Origin of the sequence: Acinetobacter sp. ANC 4178 (assembly GCF_004331175.1) — a bacterium.
Taxonomy (GTDB): domain Bacteria; phylum Pseudomonadota; class Gammaproteobacteria; order Pseudomonadales; family Moraxellaceae; genus Acinetobacter.
This window is the reverse complement of sequence record NZ_SJOD01000002.1, coordinates 209,363-233,506: the sequence shown is the minus strand read 5'-3', so window position 1 is coordinate 233,506 and position 24,144 is coordinate 209,363. Positions and strand designations below refer to the sequence as shown.

General features: G+C 41.8%; 21 protein-coding genes, 4 tRNA genes and 1 riboswitch. Of the genes, 17 read left to right on the top strand and 8 right to left on the bottom strand.

Annotated features, from left to right (window positions below; all coding sequences use genetic code 11):
* Positions 1 to 11: 11 nt before the first annotated feature.
* Positions 12 to 217: riboswitch (cobalamin riboswitch) on the bottom strand.
* Positions 218 to 362: 145 nt separating this feature from the next.
* From E0H87_RS05420 to E0H87_RS05405, 4 genes are all read left to right on the top strand, one after another.
* Positions 363 to 1,004 carry a phosphoribosylanthranilate isomerase gene (locus E0H87_RS05420; protein ID WP_131322669.1) on the top strand — a complete coding sequence of 214 codons (642 nt, stop codon included), beginning with the start codon at positions 363 to 365 and terminating at the stop codon, positions 1,002 to 1,004.
* Positions 988 to 2,217 (top strand): tryptophan synthase subunit beta, encoded by a 1,230-nt coding sequence (gene trpB / locus E0H87_RS05415; protein WP_131322668.1) that lies wholly within the window; start codon positions 988 to 990, stop codon positions 2,215 to 2,217. Before E0H87_RS05420 ends, trpB begins: the two co-directional genes overlap by 17 nt.
* A gap of 522 nt (positions 2,218 to 2,739) precedes the next feature.
* Positions 2,740 to 3,255 (top strand): DUF1543 domain-containing protein, encoded by a 516-nt coding sequence (locus E0H87_RS05410; RefSeq protein WP_131322667.1) that lies wholly within the window; start codon positions 2,740 to 2,742, stop codon positions 3,253 to 3,255.
* Positions 3,256 to 3,424: 169 nt separating this feature from the next.
* Positions 3,425 to 4,417 (top strand): DUF2804 domain-containing protein, encoded by a 993-nt coding sequence (locus E0H87_RS05405; RefSeq protein WP_131322666.1) that lies wholly within the window; start codon positions 3,425 to 3,427, stop codon positions 4,415 to 4,417.
* Positions 4,418 to 4,481: 64 nt separating this feature from the next.
* Here E0H87_RS05405 and E0H87_RS05400 read toward each other — a convergent pair whose 3' ends face one another.
* A complete protein-coding gene (locus E0H87_RS05400) occupies positions 4,482 to 5,366 on the bottom strand; it encodes a metal-dependent hydrolase (protein WP_131322665.1) in 885 nt (294 codons plus the stop codon).
* 136 nt (positions 5,367 to 5,502) lie between these two features.
* Here E0H87_RS05400 and E0H87_RS05395 point away from each other — a divergent pair, with 136 nt between their 5' ends.
* The gene (locus E0H87_RS05395) at positions 5,503 to 6,537 is read left to right on the top strand and encodes an AraC family transcriptional regulator (protein ID WP_131322664.1); all 1,035 of its coding nucleotides are present in this window, start codon (positions 5,503 to 5,505) and stop codon (positions 6,535 to 6,537) included.
* 48 nt (positions 6,538 to 6,585) lie between these two features.
* On the opposite strand, the gene E0H87_RS05390 is transcribed toward E0H87_RS05395, so the two are convergent.
* Positions 6,586 to 7,923, bottom strand: coding sequence for a Na+/H+ antiporter NhaC family protein (locus tag E0H87_RS05390; protein WP_131322663.1), 1,338 nt, complete (start codon positions 7,921 to 7,923; stop codon positions 6,586 to 6,588).
* 360 nt (positions 7,924 to 8,283) lie between these two features.
* Between E0H87_RS05390 and trpA the strand changes: the two genes are divergently transcribed.
* Genes trpA through E0H87_RS05370 form a run of 4 tightly spaced genes read left to right on the top strand, consistent with a single transcriptional unit; the run spans position 8,284 to position 12,282 of the window.
* Complete coding sequence (gene trpA, locus E0H87_RS05385; RefSeq protein WP_131322662.1) at positions 8,284 to 9,087, top strand: tryptophan synthase subunit alpha; 804 nt, start codon at positions 8,284 to 8,286, stop codon at positions 9,085 to 9,087.
* Positions 9,084 to 9,980, top strand: a complete 897-nt coding sequence (accD, locus tag E0H87_RS05380; protein ID WP_131322661.1) for an acetyl-CoA carboxylase, carboxyltransferase subunit beta — start codon at positions 9,084 to 9,086, stop codon at positions 9,978 to 9,980. Before trpA ends, accD begins: the two co-directional genes overlap by 4 nt.
* Entirely contained in the window at positions 9,977 to 11,263 is a 1,287-nt protein-coding gene (folC, locus tag E0H87_RS05375) for a bifunctional tetrahydrofolate synthase/dihydrofolate synthase (protein WP_131322660.1), read from the top strand. Before accD ends, folC begins: the two co-directional genes overlap by 4 nt.
* Positions 11,254 to 12,282, top strand: a complete 1,029-nt coding sequence (locus E0H87_RS05370) for an SPOR domain-containing protein (RefSeq protein ID WP_171458341.1) — start codon at positions 11,254 to 11,256, stop codon at positions 12,280 to 12,282. The genes folC and E0H87_RS05370 overlap by 10 nt, the downstream gene beginning before the upstream one ends.
* Before the next feature lie 17 nt (positions 12,283 to 12,299).
* Here the strand turns inward: E0H87_RS05370 and E0H87_RS05365 are convergent, their stop codons facing one another.
* The 3 genes from E0H87_RS05365 to E0H87_RS05355 form a co-directional block, all read right to left on the bottom strand.
* Positions 12,300 to 12,845: a dual specificity protein phosphatase family protein gene (locus E0H87_RS05365; protein WP_413773108.1), complete on the bottom strand. Its 546-nt coding sequence runs from the start codon at positions 12,843 to 12,845 to the stop codon at positions 12,300 to 12,302.
* 41 nt (positions 12,846 to 12,886) lie between these two features.
* Positions 12,887 to 13,699: an MBL fold metallo-hydrolase gene (locus E0H87_RS05360; protein WP_131322657.1), complete on the bottom strand. Its 813-nt coding sequence runs from the start codon at positions 13,697 to 13,699 to the stop codon at positions 12,887 to 12,889.
* A 141-nt stretch (positions 13,700 to 13,840) separates the two neighbouring features.
* Positions 13,841 to 14,482, bottom strand: coding sequence for a peroxiredoxin (locus E0H87_RS05355; protein WP_131322656.1), 642 nt, complete (start codon positions 14,480 to 14,482; stop codon positions 13,841 to 13,843).
* 335 nt (positions 14,483 to 14,817) lie between these two features.
* Between E0H87_RS05355 and secA the strand changes: the two genes are divergently transcribed.
* The 8 genes from secA (at position 14,818) to E0H87_RS05315 (ending at position 21,277) form a co-directional block, all read left to right on the top strand.
* A complete protein-coding gene (gene secA / locus E0H87_RS05350; RefSeq protein ID WP_131322655.1) occupies positions 14,818 to 17,547 on the top strand; it encodes a preprotein translocase subunit SecA in 2,730 nt (909 codons plus the stop codon).
* Positions 17,548 to 17,723: 176 nt separating this feature from the next.
* Positions 17,724 to 18,080, top strand: coding sequence for a hypothetical protein (locus E0H87_RS05345; protein ID WP_131322654.1), 357 nt, complete (start codon positions 17,724 to 17,726; stop codon positions 18,078 to 18,080).
* A gap of 217 nt (positions 18,081 to 18,297) precedes the next feature.
* Positions 18,298 to 19,518 carry a bifunctional glutamate N-acetyltransferase/amino-acid acetyltransferase ArgJ gene (gene argJ / locus E0H87_RS05340; RefSeq protein WP_131322653.1) on the top strand — a complete coding sequence of 407 codons (1,221 nt, stop codon included), beginning with the start codon at positions 18,298 to 18,300 and terminating at the stop codon, positions 19,516 to 19,518.
* A 148-nt stretch (positions 19,519 to 19,666) separates the two neighbouring features.
* Positions 19,667 to 20,734, top strand: coding sequence for a quinolinate synthase NadA (gene nadA / locus E0H87_RS05335; protein WP_131322652.1), 1,068 nt, complete (start codon positions 19,667 to 19,669; stop codon positions 20,732 to 20,734).
* A gap of 154 nt (positions 20,735 to 20,888) precedes the next feature.
* Positions 20,889 to 20,965: transfer RNA gene (locus tag E0H87_RS05330), tRNA-Pro, on the top strand.
* A gap of 45 nt (positions 20,966 to 21,010) precedes the next feature.
* Positions 21,011 to 21,087, top strand: a tRNA-Arg gene (locus E0H87_RS05325).
* Positions 21,088 to 21,120: 33 nt separating this feature from the next.
* Positions 21,121 to 21,196, top strand: a tRNA-His gene (locus E0H87_RS05320).
* A gap of 4 nt (positions 21,197 to 21,200) precedes the next feature.
* Positions 21,201 to 21,277: transfer RNA gene (locus E0H87_RS05315), tRNA-Pro, on the top strand.
* Between the two features lie 256 nt (positions 21,278 to 21,533).
* Here the strand turns inward: E0H87_RS05315 and E0H87_RS05310 are convergent.
* Genes E0H87_RS05310 through E0H87_RS05300 form a run of 3 tightly spaced genes read right to left on the bottom strand, consistent with a single transcriptional unit; the run spans position 21,534 to position 23,696 of the window.
* Complete coding sequence (locus E0H87_RS05310) at positions 21,534 to 22,019, bottom strand: OmpA family protein (RefSeq protein ID WP_131322651.1); 486 nt, start codon at positions 22,017 to 22,019, stop codon at positions 21,534 to 21,536.
* Between the two features lie 10 nt (positions 22,020 to 22,029).
* Positions 22,030 to 23,241: a sensor domain-containing diguanylate cyclase gene (locus tag E0H87_RS05305; RefSeq protein WP_131322650.1), complete on the bottom strand. Its 1,212-nt coding sequence runs from the start codon at positions 23,239 to 23,241 to the stop codon at positions 22,030 to 22,032.
* Positions 23,242 to 23,243: 2 nt separating this feature from the next.
* Positions 23,244 to 23,696: a YfiR family protein gene (locus E0H87_RS05300; RefSeq protein ID WP_131322649.1), complete on the bottom strand. Its 453-nt coding sequence runs from the start codon at positions 23,694 to 23,696 to the stop codon at positions 23,244 to 23,246.
* Between the last annotated feature and the right edge of the window lie 448 nt (positions 23,697 to 24,144).

Sequence of the window (24,144 nt, the reverse complement as noted above, 5' to 3'; positions counted from 1 at the left end):
CGTGAATGATTGAGTTAAACGGCGCGATAAGCAGGTCTCCGGACTTAAATATAAATATTGCGAACAATATTGGTATACCCATCTTCCCACACGAGTGCAGTGATGTAAGTGCAAACTTATAAAGATATACGTTTCGTTTTACCGTTGCGGGGGCAGTGTTGGATTTGCACCAACTTCCCTAAAGCATATTGCTATGACTTATTGCATTTGGGCGCAGTATAAGGTTTGTACGCGAATTAAACAATCTATGTAAAGAATATTCAGGATGAACTTTACTCAAGAGAAAAGAATTGCATTACAATGACACGCCCTGATATTCATAGACTGGCTATGAATCAGACTGAGTTTAGAGCTAAGGCAATATGCGTACTCGTGTCAAAATTTGTGGAATTACCCGTGTTGAAGATGTCCAGTCTGTAGTACAGTCGGGAGCGGATGCGATTGGCTTGGTTTTTTATCCTCCAAGCCCGCGGCATGTCAGTATTGAGCAAGCACAAGTTTTGGTACAAAAAATTCCCGCTTATGTACAAGTGATTGGTTTATTTGTAAATGCAACGGCAGATGAAATTGTTCAGGTATTAAAGGATGTACCTTTAGATATGTTGCAATTTCATGGTGATGAAACACCAGAAGACTGTCAGGCGATTGCGGCACAAGTAGGACGACGCTGGTATAAAGCTATTCAAGTAAAACCTGAACTGGATGTAGTGGCAGAAGTTCAATGCTACCAACAGGCAGGTGCAAGTGCAGTACTCTTAGATGCTTGGCATCCAGAATTAAAAGGGGGAACAGGACACAGTTTTGACTGGTCACAATTCCCCAAGCTCGATATTCCTTTAATTTTAGCGGGTGGTTTAACCCCCGTTAATGTTGAAGACGCTATAAAGACGACTGGGGCTTATGCTGTAGATGTCAGCGGAGGCGTAGAATCCGCAAAAGGTATAAAAGACCAACAACTTATAGATAACTTCATGCAAGGAGTCCATCGTGGATCAGCAAAGTAATGTGATTGACTATACCCAATACCCAGATGAACGTGGGCATTTTGGTATCCATGGCGGACGTTTTGTGTCAGAAACTCTAATGGCAGCATTAGAAGACTTAGAAAAGCTCTATTTCCGTATGAAAGATGATGAGCAGTTTCTGGCAGAATTCGACCGTGACCTCGCCTACTATGTAGGTCGTCCTAGTCCTTTATATTATGCTGAGCGATGGTCGAAAGAGTTGGGTGGCGCGCAAATTTACTTAAAACGTGAAGACCTTAATCATACAGGTTCACATAAAGTGAATAACACGATTGGTCAGGCTTTATTGGCAAAACTGTCGGGTAAAAAACGAATTATTGCGGAAACAGGTGCGGGCCAGCACGGCGTAGCTACAGCAACGATTGCTGCACGTTTAGGTCTTGAATGTGTGGTGTTCATGGGTGCAGAGGACGTGAAACGTCAAGCCATGAACGTGTACCGTATGCGTTTACTCGGTGCAACCGTTGTGCCTGTAGAAAGTGGCTCTAAAACATTGAAAGATGCCATGAACGAAGCCATGCGTGATTGGGTGACCAACGTTGATTCAACTTATTATGTGATTGGTACGGTTGCAGGCCCACATCCTTATCCGCAATTGGTACGTGATTTCCAATCGATTATTGGCCGTGAAGCGCGTAAGCAAATCCAAGAGCAAGCAGGGCGTTTACCTGATGCTTTGGTGGCATGTGTCGGTGGTGGTTCAAATGCAATGGGCTTGTTCTATCCATTCTTGAATGACCCAGATGTGAAAATGTATGGTGTTGAAGCTGCTGGTTATGGCATTGAAACAGGTAAACATTCTGCACCATTGAATGCAGGTCATGTTGGTGTTTTACATGGTAACCGTACTTATTTAATGTCGGATGAACAAGGTCAAATCATTGAAACGCATTCAATTTCAGCAGGTCTGGACTATCCAGGTGTAGGTCCTGAGCATAGTTTCCTAAAAGATATGCACCGTGTGGATTATGTGCCAATCAATGACAATGAAGCTCTGCAAGGTTTCCGTGATTTAACTCAGATTGAAGGCATCATTCCTGCATTAGAAAGTTCTCATGCGATGGCTTATGTCACTAAACTTGCGCCAACGATGGCTAAGGATCAAATTATTATTGCGACGGTTTCTGGTCGTGGTGATAAGGATTTGATGACAGTGGCACGTATTGATGGCGTGGAAATGGTTGAGATGTAATGACTTCTTTGAGGCCTCCCTATTTGCGAGCGCTTTAAAGACCAGATTCTAAAAAATCGTGTTGGGTGAAAGCTCAGCACGATTTTTTTTGAAATAGAAGTTTATCCAAAACATGAATAAGGGAAGGCGACATGGATGTTGCCCGTTGAGCAGCCTTACAGGGATGTAATGTCTGCTCAATAAGCTGGTTTTGTTACTTTTGCCGAAACAAAAGTAAGATATTTCCTGCCAATGAAAACTTTGGTCAAATCTATCTTATTGTATTGGTCGTAACGTTATTTAAATTTTGACGGAGTCTTACTGCTTACACCTCAAATGTAAGGAGTTCATAATGTTACTTTGGATAAGCCCAAAGTAACCAAAGGCATTGTCATTCGCAAAACTCGTCCTATACTTTCATGTGATTAATGGAGTTGCAAAAACATTTCTCTCGAAGTGTAGTTTACCTCGAACAATTGCGAATGATGCTTCCGTGAAGCGCCTGTTAGCTATAAAAAAATATCTCAAAAGAAAGGAAATAGAATGCCCAGCCTATTTATGGTCATGCTTGGCGGACGTCATGCACGAGCCAATACCGAAGTCCATGATGTTGTATTTGCCGTTGCTGATCGTTTAGAAGAGAGTTACCCGCAACTTAAAAATGCATGGTTTGGTGAACAAAAAGGCTTACATATTGATGCTTGGGCACAAGTGAATGGTGTCGAAAGTGCAGGAAAAAAATACCAGATTCAGTTTAGTGATGCTCAACCTCAAGCCGCAGATGAAAAGCTGTGGCTGATTAATTTAGGGGGTTATGACACACGGGAATTTGGCGAGTTACATCGTTATGTACTGGTCGTTGCTCCGCATGCCACAGAGGCCAAACAACTTGGTAAACAGTACTTTGATCAAAAATGGCAAAAGCAACATACAGATCGTGTTTTAGACATCGATGACTGCATTGCCATTGATTGTGTACACGGGCGCTATGTGGCCTTGGTTGAAGCTGAGTTTGATACAACCCTTTGGGAAAACACTTATCTTGTGTTAAATGATTAATTTTTAACATTTTAAGTTCGTTGTGCTGATGTGGTGTTTTTTTGTGCTAATATGGCAGGAGTGAGAAATGATCGACACTTACTGCATAAAAAGAATGAAGAAAACTCTTAATATGACATGTGGGATAGATCAAAGCAGTTCTAGCGCTATGTGAAATGGAATTGGATAAATGGATTTAATTCAGTCGAATGGGCAGCCACATTATGGTCGCTTTAATGTATTACCTCAAAATATTGATGTTCAAAAATACCAATATAAAACACCTTATGGCGAGGTGTTAGAGGGTTGGCGTAAGCGTTTAAAATATAAGAAATTTAAATTTTGCTCAATTCAACATGAGCATTACACCATTGGGGTAGCAATTGCCGATATTGCATGGGCTGGACATGGTTTTTTTTATGTTTACAACCATCTGACTCAGGACGTCATGGAATGGAATGCCATTAATTTCTTAGCGCGGAATACATTGTTAGATGAGCAACCGTTATATAACCAAAGTTTTTTTCATAAATCGCCGTTCCAAATTGAAATGCAACATGCCAATGGGGTGCGTTATATCCGTGTGACTAAATATGGCGAAATTAAACTGAATGCCCGTATTTTTTGTGCAGGAACACAACCCTTAAGCATGTGTAGCCCAACAGGAATTAATGGTTGGACTTATACCCAAAAACTGACCACTTTGGGGTGTGAAGGATATTTCGTCAATAAACAGGCAGAGCTTGTACAATTTCACGAGAAGACTTTTGCTTCTTTAGATGATACGTGTGGATTTCTCCGACCAGAAACGGCTTGGTTTTGGTTGTCTTGTAATTTTTGGGATACCAACAATCAACGGATTGGGCTGAATTTAGCCTCAGGTGTGAATGAAAGTTTTGGTAATGAGAATTGCTTGTGGGTAAATGGTCAGTTGTTTCAATTGACGGATATTTTATTTGAGCATCTTGAAGAAGGGCGTTGGAATATCCGTTCTTTGGATCAACGCCTAAATCTCATTGTTACGACCAGTTGGCGTCGTTATGAAAACTTAAACTTAAGATTGGTCGGTAGCCAGTTTAGCCAGTGGCAAGCACGCATCAGTGGCAGCATTATATTGGATAATCAAGAAATTGTACTGGTCGATGAGTATGGTCTTTTGGAGCAACATTATGCGAAATGGTAGTGAGCTTTGAGCTGCATCTAAATTTGGGCATTTCATTTAGATGCAACATGGGCTAGGTTGCATCTTATTTTTTACTTTGCGCCGCCTGCCAGAAGGCTTCGCCTGCTTGAATAGGGTCATCGGTTGCTGCAAGGGTGTCGACCCATACATTGTATTGACGAATAATGGGTTGTTGACTGGGATGAAATCCTTTTTTAAACCAATCGAAATATTGCTTACGAATACTGGTTAGGGTGCCTTTACGACCAAAGAACCACGGCAATCCTTTCATAATCATATTGAAGCGTTGCCAGCGGCTAAAGCCATCGTGTATTAACATGACATTGGCACGATAGAGGGTAAATCCAATCATCATCAGCGTGGTGAGAATAAGTGCCCATCGACGCATAGATTCTGAGACTTCACCCACTTGTTGCATCACATCAAATGCGACATCCCGATGCTCCATTTCTTCAATCGCATGCCAAGCCAAGAGCGCACGTACATAAGGATGAGCATTGGCTAAAGTTTCTTTTTTACCATAAAAGGTTTCTGCCATTAAGGCCGTCAAATGCTCTGCCGCTGCGGTCATGGCAATATTGTATTGAGGTGAGCGTTCTTCAAGTTCGAACTTAAATACGCGGTTAATTCGTTGAATAAATTGATCGACAGGCATGCCTTGGGCGCGCATGACATGGTTCATTTTTTCATGCGCGATACCGTGTTGGGCTTCTTGGCGAATGAAGGCGGCAACACGTTGTTCTAATTCAGGATCCGTAATTTTATCGCGGAACAAACGTACCGATTGAATAAAGTAACGCTCGCCATCAGGAAAAGTGAGGCTCAACGCGTCAAATACACGGGTTAAAAACGGGTCATTGTTCATCCAGAAGCGAGGAACCTGATCCAATTTAAAATCGAATTCGGTACGCACAACGGGGTGAACTTGATTTCGGACTATTGTATTCATTTGTTTTTTACTAATAGAACCTTCGATAAGAGCAGTATGTCGGTGTTTATCGGAGAAGTTTTGACAGTACTTGCCATTTTTTATACATTTTATGCCATATCGAAAATAAAAAAATGTCAATCAGACAGGTAGAGCCATGTATACATTACAAATTCCCAATGGCTTTTTTCATTTATGGCATAGCTATCTTAAATCACGTGATATTGATGGTTTTGCATTTCCTTTTTCGGCTGTGCAAAAACAACAGTTGCATTATATTTTATCACAACCGATTGATGCACAATCATCGTATGCTTTATTTATTGATTTAATACAACAAACAGAACAGCAACTCAACTGTCCTCACCTGATTTTCGATATTGTGCAGCATATACAACCTGAACATTTTGGGGTATTGGGTTATATCGCGTCGAAAAGTACCAGTGTGGCAGAAGCTTTACAATTTGTTTTACGTTTTAATCGCCTTGTGATTGATGGGCAGGAAACGGTACCCATGCATCTGTCACAAGTGGATCAGGGCATTCATATTCATTGGGGGTTTTCCCATCGTGAACATGTGCTGATTAATGAAATGACGGTTGCGGCAATGGTACAACTGGCTCGGCAAATTTTCTCTTTTGATCAGTTCTCATTGAAAAAATTATATTTTGCGCATGCACCACGTTGTGCGGTTTATCGTTACCAGCGGTTTTATGGCTGTGACATATTTTTTCATCAAGTGCGTTATGCCTTAGAGCTAAATCGTGAAAGTTTGTTGCTGAAGTCTCAGCAACCCGATCCATCGCTTAATCATTTGCTCCTTAAACATGCTGAGGAGGTGATTGCAGCAAAATCAGCGCATATCACGCTCATGACCCATTTACATGCGCTCGTTGCCGAATATCTGATTTTTCATCAAGAGGTACCCAAACTGGAATGGGTGGCGCAAGAACTGCACTTATCGGTACGTACTTTACAGCGACAACTCAGTGAATTTGACAGTTCATTTAAAAAAATTATTGAAGTAGAACGGATGAAACGGTGCGATATTCTGCTACAGCAAAAAATGAGTTTAAGTGAAGTGGCTTTAGCACTAGGCTATTCAGATCAATCGGCTTTGGCACGTGCTTATAAGGCGGCAACAGGACAGACACTTTTAGTTCGTCGGCAACAGCTCAAACTGCGTGAATAAGATTAAAAAAAGCGGTTCAGTGAACCGCTGGAATTGAGTAAGTTTTTTTTAGATCGTCTTTTGCTTCAATCGTGGGTAACGAAAGATGATGGCTAAAATGGCAAAAATCGCCAAGACCCAACAATAGTAAATATGACCAATCAATTCGACAGGAGAGAGTTTGGCGATGGAACATGCCAAAAGGAGTTGTGCGCCATAGGGGATCAAACCTTGTATCACGCACGAGAAAATATCCATGAGGGCAGCCACACGTTTCGGATCTAATCCGTATTCTTGTGCCACTTCACGCGCCATATCGCCTGATAGAATAATCGCGACCGTATTATTGGCAACAAACAAATTCGAGAAGATGACCAAAAAGCTGACACCCAGCTCGCCCGCACGTTGTTGTCCAACTTTTAAAAGACGGGTCAGGCTATAAATTCGCTGAATCAGCCATTCTAAGCCACCTTCACGTTGCATGATGCTTGATAGACCGCCTAATAGCATGGAGAGCAAAGCCACTTCAAACATGCCGACAAAGCCATCATAAATTGAGGTATTCAACTTCAGTAAGGTGAAGCCACTCTGTTGTATTAAACCAATTACACCAGAAATCATAATTCCAATGGTTAATACGGCTAATACATGCAAGCGACTAAATGCCAAGAAAAATACGGCAACATAAGGCAGAATCAGCCATAAATCATAGTCTTGATATTGAATGGCTTGAGAATCCTTACTCATCAAAATAAACACCAGAATGGTAATAATAGATGCTGGCCCTGCAATCCAAATATTGACCCGAAATTTATCACGGAGTTGCACTTTTTGACTGCTGGTTGCTGCAATGGTGGTGTCTGAAATCATCGAGAGATTGTCACCAAACATCGCGCCACTCACTACTGCCCCAATCGCCATTACAGTTTCAATATTGGTCACTTGGGCAAAACCAAACGCAATCGGTGCGCAGGCAGCAATGGTGCCCATGGAAGTGCCCATGGCTGTTGCAATAAAAGCAGAGATGACAAACAGCATGGGTAAAACAAAGGCAGGCGGAATGAGCGATAGTCCAAGTTGGACGGTCGCATCTACACTGCCAATCGCATTGCTGGTCGTTGCAAAGGCACCTGCCAGCATAAACACCATAAACATGAGAATCAGGTTAGGGTGGCTTGCCCCTTTGAGAAAAGTCTCAATGGCTTGGTTGAGGTGACCTTTATAAATGAATACAGCCAGTATTACAGCAGTGAGTGCAGCAACAGGTGCTTTAACTTGGTAAAAGGCAAATTCGGTGCCAATTAGAGTGTGATAAATTCCGCTACCTAAAAAGATAGCCAAAAAAACAATAAGGGGGAGCAGTGCAAGCGCTCGGGCTTGCACTTTGCCCTGTCGGTCGGAGGTCATAAATGTGAGAAAACAGCGAATAAGTGCGCATAGTATAATGGAGCTTGCACAATTTCTAAAAATTTAAAATGTAAAACCTAAGGGGCGAATTGAGTCGCTTTGTTCGAAGCATAGCAATTTTTTGCGGTTGGCTCGGTGTGTATAAAAGCGAAAATTAGGCATCTTTGATCATTGAGAAAACTCGCCAAATATTAGTAAATGTAGCTTTCGGGTTGTTCTGAATCAGGTGATGTTGTATGAAATTCAAAGGAAGTGCATGAACTCTATTCAAGGTGTAAAAAATAGCGTTACAATGCGTTGTCTTGTATTTCTACAAAACCAACTCCTCAGTTTTAAATAATTCAAGGAAAGTACAACCCTATGTCACGTTTAGCCACTCGTTTTGGACAACTTAAATCTCAACAGCGTAAAGCGCTAGTTTCCTATGTGATGGCTGGAGATCCTCATCCACAAGTAACAGTACCTCTGTTACATCAAATGGTTGAGGCGGGCGTAGATGTTATTGAACTTGGACTCCCATTTTCTGATCCTATGGCGGATGGTCCTGTCATTGCTTTGGCCGCTGAGCGTGCTTTGGCTGGTGGAACCAATACCCTAGATGCGTTGAATATGGTGAAAGAGTTCCGTCAAAAAGATCAAGAAACACCTGTCGTGTTAATGGGATATTTAAATCCTGTTGAAGTCATTGGCTATGAAAAATTTGTAGCCTATGCCAACGAATGTGGTGTTGATGGGATCTTACTGGTCGATTTACCACCAGAAGAAGCCCAAGCTCTGAATGATGTCCTGAAAAAGTATCAAATGGATCAAATTTTCTTACTTGCGCCAACCTCTACGGATGAACGTATTCGTCATGTCGTGAAGCAAGCCAGTGGATTTGTCTATTATGTATCTTTGAAAGGGGTAACAGGTGCAGCAACTTTAGATGTATCTGAAGCTGCAGCACGGATCCAAAAAATTAAAGCAGAGACGGATATCCCTGTTGGTGTCGGTTTTGGTATTAGCGATGCTGCTTCTGCGAAAGCAATGGGCGGTGTAGCGGATGCTGTGATTGTCGGCAGTGCATTTGTAAAACAATTTGCAAGCTTGACACCAGAACAAGCCGTTGTTGAAACGGTTAATAAAGTCAAGGAGCTTCGAGCAGCGCTCGATGAGTTAGTATGAATCAAGAAGTGAAATCAGGGAAAATTCTTAGCCCATCGACACCGTGGACTGAACGTGGCGTTCCAGGCATTGAAGTTCCCGATGAGCAACAAGCACTCAAAGCAACATTTACTGAACCAACAGTTGAATGTCCTGAATGTCATGCATTGGTGACACGCACCGCAATGACTTTTAATGCTTATGTTTGCCCACAGTGTGACGAGCATTTACGCATGAAAGCGCGTGATCGTTTAACGTGGTTCTTTGACCAAGTTAAAACTGAATTGGGTCAAGAATTTGTTGCCAAAGATCCACTTAAATTTGTCGACAGCAAACCTTACCCAGAACGTATGGTTGAAGCGCAAAAGAAAACGGGTGAATCTGAAGCATTAATCGTGATGCAAGGTACATTGAAAGATGTCGCAATCACGGCATGTGCTTTTGAATTCGACTTTATGGGCGGTTCAATGGGTACAGTTGTTGGCGATCGTTTTGTACAAGCAGCTGAACGCGCAATTGCACTGAAACAACCGTTCATTTGTTTTGCGGCATCTGGTGGTGCACGTATGCAAGAAGGCATGTTGTCTTTAATGCAAATGGCACGTACTTCAGCAGCGATTCAACGCGTAAAAGAAGCGGGTTTACCGTACATCGTGGTGTTAACGCATCCAGTATATGGTGGTGTAACTGCTTCATTAGCCATGTTGGGTGATGTACACATTGCAGAGCCGAAAGCCATGATTGGTTTTGCCGGTAAACGTGTGATTGAACAAACAGTACGTGAGAAATTGGAAGAACCGTTCCAACGTGCCGAATACTTGCTTGATCATGGTGTAATCGATCAAATCGTTCATCGTCATGCATTACGTGATACTGTATATCGTATTGTGACTAAATTGATGAATTTACCTTGAACCATACGGCACCACTTGCACAAGATAATTTAGACACATGGCTCTCGTATTGGAGCCATGTTCACGTCACGGGGATTGATTTAGGCTTAGAGCGAGTCGTCCCTGTGGCTGAAATGCTTGGTGTAACGCAACCTAAAGCGAAAGTGATTACGGTTGCGGGCACCAATGGCAAAGGTTCAACCACAACCACCTTGGCAGCAATTTTAAATGCGCAAGGTTATAAGGTTGGGCTCTATCAGTCGCCGCATATTTATCGATTTAATGAACGTGTGAAACTTGCAGGTCAGGAAGTTGATGATCAAAGCTTGATTGATGCCTTTGTACAGGTCGATCAAGCACGTCGTGCATGCAATTTAAGTTTATCTTTCTTTGAAGCGACCACTTTGGCTGCTTTTTTGATTTTTAAACAGCATGCCTGTGATGTCTGGGTGCTTGAAGTAGGTTTAGGTGGACGTTTGGATGTGGTCAATGTGATTGATCCAGATGTCGCAGTCATTACCAATATTGGTCTAGATCATACTGACTGGCTTGGCGATACCATTGAAAAAATTGCCCATGAAAAGGCAGGTATTATTCGTCCCAATATTCCTGTAATTTTTGCTGGGCTGCAAAGCTTGCCAGAAGCGATTGTGAAAAAAGCACGGGACTGTCATGCACCGCTATTTGTTGCTGAACGTGATTATTTTTATCAGCCGAGTGAAGATGGACAACATTGGTTATTTGCATCTTCTGGTACCACTTTAAAATTACCGCTCGGGCGTTTGGCACTGGAAAATATTTCCACTGCTGTTGCTGCTGTTTTGGTAAGTGGCTTAGAGATTCGACAAGAAGCCATTGCGCAAGGTATTCAGCAAGCACAGCTATCAGGGCGTTTTGAAATTCGTCAAATTGCCGATAAAACCGTGATTTTTGATGCGGGACATAATCCACATGGCGTTGATTTTTTGTTAAAGCAATTGCGAAATTTCCTAAAATACAATAAACAATACACAGAAGTGGTTGCTGTTTTTTCAATGTTGGCCGATAAAGATATTAAATCTGTAGTTGAGTCATTGAAAAATAGTATTTTAATGTGGAAAATTGCACCATTAGTCGTGCCACGAGCTGCGGAAATTTCCCAACTCGATGACGCATTACAACAGCAAACAGTACAGCATTTCACTAATGTTCAATTAGCTTTCCAATCAGCCCTCGATGAATCTAAAAATAATCAGCTGATTTTGGTATGTGGATCATTTCATACCTTGGAAGCAGTCTGGGAGTATTTGGAAGAATGTCAATGAATAACAAACAACGCTGGATGGGTGGCGTTGTTTTATTAGGTGGTGGTGTTTTATTGGCAGCCTTGCTTCTGAAAGGTAAAGAAGAAATACATCAAAATAATATCAAACAAACTGAACAGGTCGAGCAAGTTCAGCAACAGAATGCAAAACCAGACAGTGGCATGGTGCAATTGCAAGGTCTCACTGTTGATGTTGAAACAGAAAAGCGTTTGCTTGAAGAGCAACGTCGTGCCCGTGAAAAAGCGGTAGCAGAGCAAGAAGCTCGTGCAGCCGAATTTTTAGCCACACAACAGCAAGCAGAAGCGGACGCAGCACGTAAAGCCGCTGAAGAATATGCGGCTTTAAATGCGGCACGTACAGGTGCACAACAAAGTTCAGATAATATTCCGCCTGAATTGGTTGAAGATGAGAAAGCCAAGCAAAAGCGTCTAGCGGAGGAAAAGCTTGCTGCACAAAAGAAGCTAGATCAGCAGAAGACACAACAACAGTCTGAAGCTGATAAAAAACAGAGTGCAGAGCGCCTTAAGGCAGAAGCACAGCGGAAGGAAGATGAAGAACGGAAAGCTCTTGCTAAAGCGGCTGAGGAAAAAAAATTACGTGAAGCTGAAGCTCAACGTAAATTAGAGGCACAGCGTAAAGCAGATCAAGAACGTCAAGTCGCCGCCAAAGCCGCTGAAGAAAAGAAACTGCGTGAAGCTGAGGCGAAACGTAAAGAAGACGCAAAGAAGAAAGTTGAAGCAGACAAGGCACGAGACTTACTCGAAAATGGTGATAAGCAGTGGATGGTTCAAGTGGCACTGGCTGCTAATGCTGCCAATGCGGATAGCGTAATCTCTAGGTTAAAGGCGAAAGGCTATAAAGTGGTACAAAGTCCAACATCGAAAGGTATTCGAATTATGGTTGGACCTGCCAAAAGTCGTGATGTCGCAGATGTAACCCGTAAAAAGATTACCACCGATGCGAGCTTAAATATGAAGTCCGCGTGGGTCATTGATTGGGTACCCTTAGACCGCCGTTAATTCACTTTAGTGATGCTTTAAGATGGATTCGAGAGTTGCTCTTGAATCCATTTTACATTTTCAGGGGTAAATAAATTTTCGATGTTTTGCCAAATGGGGTGAAAACCATAGCCCCCATATTTCATTTCTTGTAAAGCGTCCTCAATACTCCAATGTTCAAAGACAATTCGATACATGGCAATGCTGGCGCCTGTACGGTCTGAGCCGTGATAACAATGTATGAGTACTTTTTGTTGTTGTGCTTTGGCCAATTGAATTTGGCGCATCACAGCCAATAAATCTTCCCGATCAATAGCCCAAGTATGAATAGGGATGTGTACCAACTTAAAATTTTGCGCATTCAAATTTTGCGAGTCTTGATCGTGCGCTCTTAAATTAATCACAACATCAATATCATGGGCTTTGAGTGCGGAGACCATCTCTGTATTGGGTTGTTCGCTACGGAAGACATCGTGACTGATTTGATAAAAATTATCAGCCTGATTGATCAAGGTTCCCCATTGCGTTGGTCGAGCTTCGGGTGGGAGTGCTGGTGTGGTCATACAGCCAGAAAGATTTAGCATGCTGAAACAGATGCAGCTATAGAGAATACTGGTTTGAATTTTCATTGGTATCGGGCCAATTCTACAGGGTCATGCGCACAAATGAGTTGAATGTCTGGATGGGTTTGCGACAGCGTTTGCAGGCGTTTTAAATTTTCCACACGTGCTTGATTGTCTTCGGCAAAGAATTGCTCAACCTGATTTAAGGTTCTGAGCTTATGCTGACCATCAAGTTGTAAATGTGAATAGTAGGCATCGCCACAAAATAGCATCCATTGATCTTGCTCACGAACAGCAATACCACTATGTCCTGCGGTATGTCCCAAGAGTGGGATCATCAATAAGTCATTTTCAAATAAATCAAAATTGCGAATCTGTTTGAGGTTAAACCAGTCGTCATTGGCAATTGGTTCAATAAAGTTCCAGTAACGATGTTGTTGAAACTGTTTTACTTTATAGCGCGCTTTACGTTTGTAATGGTTCAGATTTTGTGTGGCATTGTATTCGGAAGACAGGACATGTACCGTCGCTTGAGGGAAATCTGAAATCCCCCCTGCATGATCAAAGTCTAAATGTGAAACAAAAATATGTTGTACATCTTTGGGGTTAAAGCCAAGTTTTTGTATCTGCGCGATGGCCGTCAATTCTAAATTGTTTTCAATTTTTCCAAACCGCGCAATCATGCTGCCAAGACGTGCTTGGGTATGAAGGAGATCCTGCATACCTAAACCTGTATCAATCAAGACCAATCCACGATCTGTTTCTAACAGCAAACAATGACAGATAACATGCGCATGCAATCCTTTTTGCCCAAATAAGGGGCCGCAAACAGGGCACATGGTGCCGCAGTGTAAATGGTGAATGTTATGGATCACAGTCGTTATTCTTAAAATGGTCTGCTGTATTTATAACTGACTGTGGCCAAAATACCAAATAGAACTTGCAGTGGGTACGGGAAGTATAAAAATAACCTGCCCGTAGACAGGTTAAAAATGCTTGCAGAAAATACCAGTGCTTTATTTGAGGTTGGGCTGAGGTGTCAGTCGTAAATATGGCTTGACTGCGGTATAGCCTTTCGGGAAGCGTTGTTTCAGTTCAGTTTCATCTTGTAAAGACGGTACAATCACCACATCATCGCCATGCGTCCAGTTGGCAGGGGTTGCAACTTTATGCTGGTCTGTCAGTTGTAATGAATCAATAACACGTAAAATCTCGTGGAAATTACGTCCTGTTGACGCAGGATAAGTAATGATTAAGCGCACTTTTTTATTAGGGTCAATAATCACCAAAGAACGTACCGTCAAGGTTTCACTGGCATTGGGATGAATAAAGTCATATAGGGTGGAGACCTTACGATCTTTATCGGCAATAATCGGGAAATTGACCGTAGTATTTTGGGTTTCATTAATATCCTGAATCCAGCCATGATGTGATTCCACATCATCGACAGACAGTGCAATCGCTTTGACTCCGCGCTGCGCAAATTCATCTTTTAGTTTTGCGGTATAACCCAGCTCTGTGGTACAGACAGGCGTGTAGTCTGCTGGATGAGAAAATAGAATACCCCAGCTATCACCTAAATAATCATAAAAATTAATCAGACCTTCACTTGAGTCTTGTTCAAAATTGGGTGCGATATCGCCTAAACGCAATGACATTTTTATTTACCTCAATGGTTTTGTGTATTTGATTTAAATAAGACTATCGCGCAATTCTTTTTCGCTGAAAAATAGCTTTTTTGTATTTGCTTATGGCAATAATGAATAAATAGAGCCGATGTAGGCTAGAAAATATCCTGCCATTCAAGATGAACGCTCTATATCGCTTGGCTGAAATTTGTTACATTAATTCGCCTTAGATCTGTGGCTAGAATCTGTGATCAGAATTTTTTTATTGGTTTTGTGCAAAACCCTTGTACTTCAAATTTCTAGCACCATAATAACGTCTGAGAAAAAATTTATTCATTGACAAGCAAGATTTAGAGAGTCTATTCATGTTGGCAAGTCTGATCGGAGGAATCTTCGGTACCAAAAATGAGCGCGAACTCAAACGCATGCGTAAAATCGTAGACAAGATTAATGCGCTCGAGCCGACGATATCTGCCTTAAGCGATGCAGACTTATCTGCAAAAACCGAAGAATTCAAACAACGTTATAACAAAGGTGAAAGCCTCGATAAATTATTGCCTGAAGCATTTGCTGTCTGTCGTGAAGCGGCAAAACGTGTCATGGGTATGCGTCATTATGATGTGCAGTTGATTGGTGGTATTACCCTACATGAAGGGAAAATTGCCGAAATGCGCACGGGCGAGGGTAAAACTCTCATGGGTACACTGGCGTGTTATCTCAATGCGATCAGTGGTCAGGGCGTGCATGTCATTACGGTCAATGATTACTTGGCACAACGTGATGCTGAGTTAAACCGTCCACTGTTTGAATTTTTGGGTTTAAGCATTGGCATTATCTATTCCATGCAAAATCCAATGGAAAAAGCAGATGCCTACCGTGCAGATATCACTTACGGTACCAACAATGAATTTGGTTTTGACTACTTGCGCGACAATATGGTGTTTGCGCTTGCTGAGAAAAAACAACGTGGTTTGATTTATGCCATCATTGACGAAGTGGATTCGATTTTAATTGATGAAGCGCGTACGCCGTTGATTATCTCAGGTCAAAGTGATGACTCTTCTCAGCTTTATGCCGCGATCAATAGCATTCCACCAAAACTGCATGCGCAAAAAGAAGAAAAAGTCGCAGATGGCGGTCATTTCTGGATTGACGAAAAACAACGTTCGGTAGAAATGACTGAAGTTGGTTTTGAAACTGTTGAAAATGAATTGATCGAGATGGGTTTGCTGGCTGAAGGTGAGAGCCTATATTCTGCATCAAATCTGAACTTGGTACACCATGTGACTGCTGCAATTCGTGCGCACTTCCTGTATCAACGCAATGTACATTACATCATCCATGAAGGTGAAGTGATCATTGTGGATGAGAACACAGGCCGTACCATGCCAGGTCGCCGTTGGTCTGAAGGTTTACATCAAGCCGTAGAAGCCAAAGAAGGTTTAGAAATTCAGCCAGAAAACCAAACTTTGGCAACCACGACCTTCCAGAACTATTTCCGTTTATACAAAAAATTGTCAGGCATGACAGGTACCGCAGATACAGAAGCGGCGGAAATGAAAGAAATCTATGGTTTGGATGTGGTGATTATTCCAACGCATCGACCAATGATTCGTCTGGATCAAAACGATTTAATCTACTTAAATCGTAATGGTAAATACAATGCGATTATTCAAGAAATTCAACGTGTACATGAAGCGGGCGTCGCGCCAATTTTGATTGGTACGGCAACCATTGAAGCTTCTGAAATTTTGTCAGAAAAGCTGAAAGAAGCGGGCATTCAGCATGAAGTATTGAATGCCAAACAGCACGAACGTGAAGCCGATATTATTGCCCAAGCAGGTTCACCACGTGCCGTAACCATTGCAACCAACATGGCAGGTCGTGGTACCGACATTATTTTGGGTGGTAACTGGAAAGCAAAACTGGGCAAAATTGAAAATCATACATCTGAAGATGAAGCTCGTTTAAAAGAAGAGTGGGAACAAAACCACGAAATGGTCTTGGCTTCAGGTGGTTTACATATTATTGGTTCTGAACGCCATGAATCACGCCGTATTGACAACCAGTTACGTGGTCGTGCGGGACGTCAAGGTGACCCAGGTGTATCACGCTTCTATTTGTCACTTGAAGATGACTTGATGCGTATCTTTGCGGGTGACCGTGTGGTGGCGATGATGCGTGCCATGGGCTTGCAAGAAGATGAAGCGATTGAACACAAAATGGTGTCGCGCTCGATTGAAAATGCACAACGTAAAGTGGAAGCACGTAACTTCGATATTCGTAAAAATCTATTGAAATACGATGATGTGAATAATGAACAACGTAAGATCATTTATTCACAACGTGATGATGTTCTCGCGGAAAATACGCTGCAAGACTATGTCGAAGAAATGCATCATGAAGTGATGAAAGCCGTGATTGCCAATTACATTCCACCAGAGTCAATTCATGATCAGTGGGATATTGAAGGGCTTGAACGTGCTTTGCGTGAAGAGTTTGGCGTTGATTTACCAGTCAATCACTGGTTGGAAAACGAACGTCGTCTCGATGAAGAAGCTTTGGTTGATCGTATTACGGATGAGATCGTCTCACGTTACCGTTCACGCCGTGAGCAAATGGGGCCTGAATCGGCAGCCATGCTAGAGCGTCATTTTGTTTTAAGTGCCTTAGATCGCCACTGGAAAGATCATTTGGCAGCCATGGATTATTTACGCCAAGGGATTCACTTACGTGGTTATGCACAAAAGAACCCTGAGCAAGAATATAAGAAAGAAGCATTCAACTTATTCGTCAATATGTTGGCTGTGATTAAAACTGATGTGGTGACTGATTTATCTCGTGTACATGTGCCAACACCAGAAGAGTTAGCGGCAATGGAAGCGCAGAAGCAAGCGCAAGCCGAAGCAATGCAATTGAATCTTTCGCATGATGAAGTGGATGGATTAACGGGTGAAGTCACTCAAGTCACTTCGGAGCAACATTCAGGCTTTAGTCCTGTGGCAGATCAAAATGTAGTTGCACCTGAAAGCCGTAACTCACCTTGTCCATGTGGTTCAGGTCTAAAATATAAACAATGTCACGGTAAAATTTAATTTTATCAACTGACTAAACTAAACCCTTGTATGGCTTCTATCTTTTTGAAGTACTGCAAGGGTTTTTTGTTTTTGTGAGAACTGTAGTTAAATATTTTCAAGATGTGAATAAGGTTTGCAGTGTGTATTATTAAGTGGTATTAAGTTGCTCATTGGAATCTGAAGAGCGAAAGATAATGAAAAAATTATTACAACCTTTAGTCATTGCTGTTTTAGCAATCCCGACTTTGGCTATGGCAAATACTCCTGAAACAACAACGGTTGCAAAAGTGCAGGCTGCTCAAGGCCCAACAACTGCTTCGGCCACTGTACAAGATACTAATGTGACTGTAATGAGTCCACGTACGGGAATTAAATATACGTTCCCTAATCCGCATCAGCGCCCAATCGTCTTAAAAACAGCAGCAGTGAGTGCTGCAACTACAGTAACAGCAACGCGTATTGTCGCTACAAACCCAGCACTTTCTCTAGAAAGCCAAGAACAAGCGAAACAAACCCTTGCGGGTGGCTCAACACAGTTGGCAGCAAACTAAGTCGATATATCAAAGGGCAGCTTACGAGCTGCTTTTTTTGCATGCATTTTAGTTCAAGCTCAATTGAATTGAACAAAATGCCATTTTTGATTGGGTTAAAAATCATTTTACGTTGTGTAATCAGAATACGAAGGAAATTGCCTGAAACACCTCGATTTTTAGTTGTATTTCTACTAAGCTGTGACACTTACTTGAACAACGAAATGGACATTTAAAAATGGCAGTGGGTGACGTTACTATGCCACAGATGCATGTGGTTAAAGGTGTAAAAATCGGTTCGGCTGAAGCATATATTCGCTATCAGAACCGACGTGATCTGGTCATTTTTGAATTTGCCGAAGGTTCAAATGTTGCAGGCGTTTTTACGCAAAATGCATTCTGTGCCGCACCTGTACATGTGTCTAAGGCACATTTGGCGGTGGAGAACCCACGGTATTTAATTATTAATACAGGCAATGCCAATGCTGGTACTGGCACTTTGGGAATGCAAAATGCCCAAGAAAGCTGTGTGCAATTGGCAAAATTGGCAGGCGTTAATCCAGAACAGATTTTACCTTTTTCTACAGGCGTGATTGGTGAGCAATTGCCTTTGCCACGTTTGGTTGCAGGGTTACAACCAGCATTAGACAGTTTGCAGGAAGATGCTTGGACAGATGCGGCTTTTGGTATTATGACCACAGATACCACACCTAAAGGGGCATCTGAGCAGTTTGAACTGGATGGTGTGGTGTACACCATGACTGGTATTTCCAAAGGCGCTGGCATGATTCGTCCAAATATGGCAACCATGTTGGGCTATGTTGCGACGGATGCGCCGATTTCACGTGAATTGGTTCAACAGTTACTCCAGATTGCCGTGAATCAATCCTTTAATCGCATCACGATTGATGGGGATATGTCGACTAATGACTCTTGTATTTTTGTCGCAACCGGTCAAGCAGGTGGTGTTGAAATTTCTTCGACTGAAGATACTCGCTATGCAACTGTGCTTGAAATATTGATCCGTGTGATGAAACGCTTAGCACAACTGATCATACGTGATGGTGAGGGCGCAACAAAGTTTATGACGGTAGCCGTTGAAGGTGGTGCAGATACGCAAGAATGTTGTGATATCGCCTACAGTATTGCGCACTCTCCGTTAGTAAAAACCGCATTCTTTGCTTCAGATCCAAACTGGGGACGTATTTTGGCGGCCATTGGTTATGCTGGAGTAAAAAATTTAGAGGTTGAAAAAATTCAGGTTTGGTTAGATGATGTACAAATCTGTAAGGATGGTGGCGCTGCAGCGGATTATACGGAAGCAGAAGGCGCACGCGTAATGGCACAAGCAGAGATTACGATTCGGGTGGACTTAGGTCGCGGTCAAGCGAAGGACACGGTCTATACCTGTGATTTATCTTATGACTATGTCAAAATTAATGCGGATTACCGTTCTTAATGGCATTTGAGTGAAGAAAAGCCTCCGTTGTGAGGCTTTTTTACCAAATAAAGTTTTGAATGACTGGTCAATTCAGCACAATGCCAAATTGACCGTGTTATGGATGCACCGCTTGTGAACAAGCAGCTGGGATAGAGAAGACGTTTTTATGAATGATGCGACCAATTTAATTGCCAATGACGCAAAATCGATTGTGCAGGCGCATTTAGACCGTTTAGGCGAGCCAAAAGACAATCATTGGACTGAGCAAGCCAAACAGGAAAAATTTGAACAAATCAGAGCAGAATTGAAAAAACGAGATGCTGTTCTTGTTGCGCATTATTACTGCGATCCTGAAGTACAAGAGTTGGCAGAATTAACTGGTGGCTGTGTATCTGATTCCTTGGAAATGGCGCGCTTTGGTCGTGATCACCCAGCTTCAACTTTGGTTGTAGCAGGTGTGAAATTCATGGGAGAAACAGCAAAAATTCTCTCACCTGAAAAAACCGTACTGATGCCGACGCTAGAAGCAACCTGCTCACTCGACTTAGGGTGTCCTGTCGATGAGTTCACGGCATTCTGTGATCAGCATCCTGATTATACCGTTGTGGTTTATGCCAATACCTCTGCTGCTGTAAAAGCACGTGCAGATTGGGTCGTTACATCTAGCTGCGCCGTAGAAATTATTGAGCACTTAGATAGTTTAGGTGAAAAGATTATTTGGGCACCTGATCAGCACTTAGGGCGTTATATCCAAAAGAAAACAGGTGCAGAAATGCTGCTTTGGGATGGTGCATGTATCGTACATGAAGAATTCCGTGCACGCGGTATTGCCAATATGAAAGCACTCTATCCAGATGCGGCAGTTTTAGTTCACCCTGAATCGCCAGAATCGGTGGTTGAAATTGCAGATGCTGTGGGCAGTACTTCGCAACTGATTAAAGCTGCACAGACATTGCCACATGAACGTTTAATCGTGGCGACAGATCGCGGTATTTTCTACAAGATGCAACAAGCGGTGCCCAATAAAATTTTAGTCGAAGCACCGACGGCAGGTGAGGGAGCGACATGTCGTTCTTGCGCACATTGTCCTTGGATGGCGATGAATGAATTGGATGGAATTTTGCAGGTCTTGCAGCAAGGTGATCAGGAAATTCATGTTGATCCTGCTTTGGCAGAACGTGCTAAATTACCTTTAGATCGTATGTTGGGTTTCAGTGCGAGCTTAAAACGTTAAAATTTGTATAAAAAATATCAGAAATGCTTGATATTTATACGGTTGATGTGTTTTTTTAACTTTTTTTAAATATAGGTGTTGACGTTCTTGGGCGTCGCGCCTAGAATGCACACCGTACCGCACGATGTGCGATACGGTAAAAGCTGAGATGAATCGGAGCATAGCACAGCCTGGTAGTGCACCTGGTTTGGGACCAGGGGGTCGTAGGTTCGAATCCTACTGCTCCGACCAATTCTTCAAGGCAAAGTATCATATGATATTAGTATCATCGGTCATGCGCCTGTAGCTCAGTTGGATAGAGCATCCGCCTTCTAAGCGGATGGTCACAGGTTCGAATCCTGTCAGGCGCGCCATTTGGTAGCTTGATATTCTAGAACTTTATAGTGGTGGATGTAGCTCAGTTGGTAGAGCCCTGGATTGTGATTCCAGTTGTCGCGGGTTCGAATCCCGTCATTCACCCCAATTTCGGAGCATAGCACAGCCTGGTAGTGCACCTGGTTTGGGACCAGGGGGTCGTAGGTTCGAATCCTACTGCTCCGACCATTTATTAAAATGGTCGAGATAAAGATGCCGCGTTAAGCGGTTTTTTTATGCCTAAAATTTAATAAAACCATATTAGTCCTTGTTAAATTCTTATCATCACAATTGGTAATGGAATTCTCCTTATTTTACCTCTGGTTTTATTCAATCAATAAAAAAGGTTGCCTTCGCAAATTGCTAGACAACCTAAAATATGATTAAGCGTTGATTGGATTATCGCTTAGTTTATAACTCGAATGATCGTTGAGGGATTTAAGTCTTAAGGGATAATAATAATATTCACACGACGGTTGGTCGCACGATTTTCATCCGAGGTATTTTCTACAAGAGGTTGTGAAGAGCCACGTCCAATGCTGTGAAGATTGTTGGGTTGAAAGCCGGTCTGAAGAAAAATGGTGGATACGCTGTTAGCGCGTTTTTCTGACAAAATTTGATTGTAAGTACTGTCGCCAATATTATCAGTATGTCCAACAATCTTAATTTTATTGAGCTTATATTTTTGTAATTGTGTTGAAAGACGGTTCAGTTCATCCGTTTGCTCGGCTTTAATCTCATAGCTGTCAAAACCAAATAATAGGCGTTCTGGTAGGCGTAAACTCCAGCCTTCATCGGTTAATACAAAGCCTTCCTTTTTTAGCATTCGAGCTTGCTTATAGTTTAAATGTCCCCAACTGGCACACGCACTCAAAACGCTACTGAGCAGGAGGATAAGTGCAAGTTTAATGGGGCGAGAAAAAGTTATCATTGTAAAGTTCCTAACGCAGAGAGAAGTACCAGCCTTGTTGCAATGTTTTTGCTTTATACATTGCGCTGTCGGCGGCCGTGATGAGATCTTCAGGGCTGTGTGCCTGTTCGGTTGAAGCAATCCCGATAGAGAAACTGAAATAAATCTGATGCTGATCAAAATGAAGTGGTTGTTCACAGCATTTCAATAAATTTTTACTAATTTGGGTGAGGTGCTCAGTTTTGGAGATATTTCGAATGAGGATGGCAAACTCATCTCCACCCAGACGTGCAATAAAATCATCTTGTCTTAAGCTGTTTTGCAGTCGTTTGGCCATTTCTTGTAACACTGCATCACCTGCCAAATGTCCATATTGATCATTAATTTCTTTAAAGTTATTGTTATCAATAAAAAATAATGTAGAAGTGGTTTTTGGGGATTGTTCAAAGCTCGCCAAGAGCGTTTGATAGAAATAATGGCGATTCGGAAGTTGTGTGAGTTGGTCATGCAATGCCTGATGAGCCAATACATCATTTTCAGCACGCAGTTTTTGGGTTGATGCTTGAATTTTATCTAGTAATTCATTAAACACATCATTCAGTTGTTGTAGTTCTTTGATGTTCGAATGTGGCAGACGCAGTTGATAGGCTTTAAATTCACTAATTTCACGCGCAGTAGAGACCAGTGGATGAATAGAATGCATTAAATATTGGTAGGTCGAGCGGACGGACCAAAGCAGAGCAAACAAAATTAAAATAATAGCTAGACCTAGGCCGATTAAAATTTTAAAGAAGAAATCTAACAAGCTTTGCGAGCTGCCATAGACCACGATCGAGCCGTAATATTGCTGATTATGTCGAATCGTGATCTGAATGGGTTGCTGAAAAAATAAATGATCTAAAATACTTTGAGTGTTTTGGAAGGATTTAACGACTTGTTTACTGTTTGCAATTTCATGTTTAGATGGGTCAAGGACTTGAATGGAGCGAATAGCGTATTCTGTGGTGTAGTTATTTAAAATTTGCTGAATGGTCATGCGATCATTAAATACCATTGCGGGTTGTATGCGCTCACTCAATGCTTCTGCAAGAATATTTAAACTTTGTTTTGCATAAGTGTTCATGGTGTAGGTTGAAACGACAACAAAAATAATCGTACAAATCGAAAAAGTTAACGCAAACATCGCCAATTGCGAACGTTTAAATAGGGATTGTAGGGATACCGTGCGCGAAAGTTTAGCCATTCTTATTGCTCCGTCACTTTCGCAAGCAATAACACCCGTGGATCAACTCGTACTTTGGATTGACTCAAGCTGTCTAGGTTTACTTTAAATGAGGTGTTGTTATTCCGTGTATAAAGGCAGAAAGCGCTTCCAATTTCACAGGTTTGGTTAGTTGAACTAAAAGAAAGGGGTGGATCCTGTCTTTGGCTATGAATAATTTTTTGTTCTTCTTGAGGTGAAAAAGTCGATAAAAAAATGGCATTACATGAAGACTTATCTAATTCATTTAAGCGAATGGATGAAATTTTGTAATGATAACCCTGCAAGCGAATCGCTTGATTAAATTGCAGAGCATAGTTTGGATTATCAATCACGCATAAAGCTGGAGTGGGGGTATTCCATTTTGCATAACTTAAAATAGAGAGTGTGATAATAAACATATTATGTGTAGAAACGGCATATACGGGCTTTGACATCAATGTAGTGATGAAAATAAATACAAAAACCCTTGTTTTAGTGTTAACCATTTCAAGTAATTTAATTAATAAGTGAAATAAGTTAGCTATTGTAACGAAAAGTAATCAATAAAAATAGTTCCTGTATTGAGGATAGAGTTGCTAGAAATCACGATTTTTGACTAAAAAAAGAACGCTTGATAAATTAATTCAAAAAAGGGGGTTGTGTTGGGTGAGGAATGCTGTAGAATGCACATCCATCGGCGGTGATGTTGATTAAAACTTGTTGAGAAACAAGGATTTAGCCCAAGCGGTAGAATCTGGAAGTCTTGAATGAGTTTGAAAAATAATTAACAAAACCTGTTGACTTCTTCTTAGAAGAGAGTAACATAGCCGACCTAGCTTGATGGTGACGAATCATCGAGAAGATCATTAAGAGATTATGAAGAACAACTTGTGTGGATTTTTA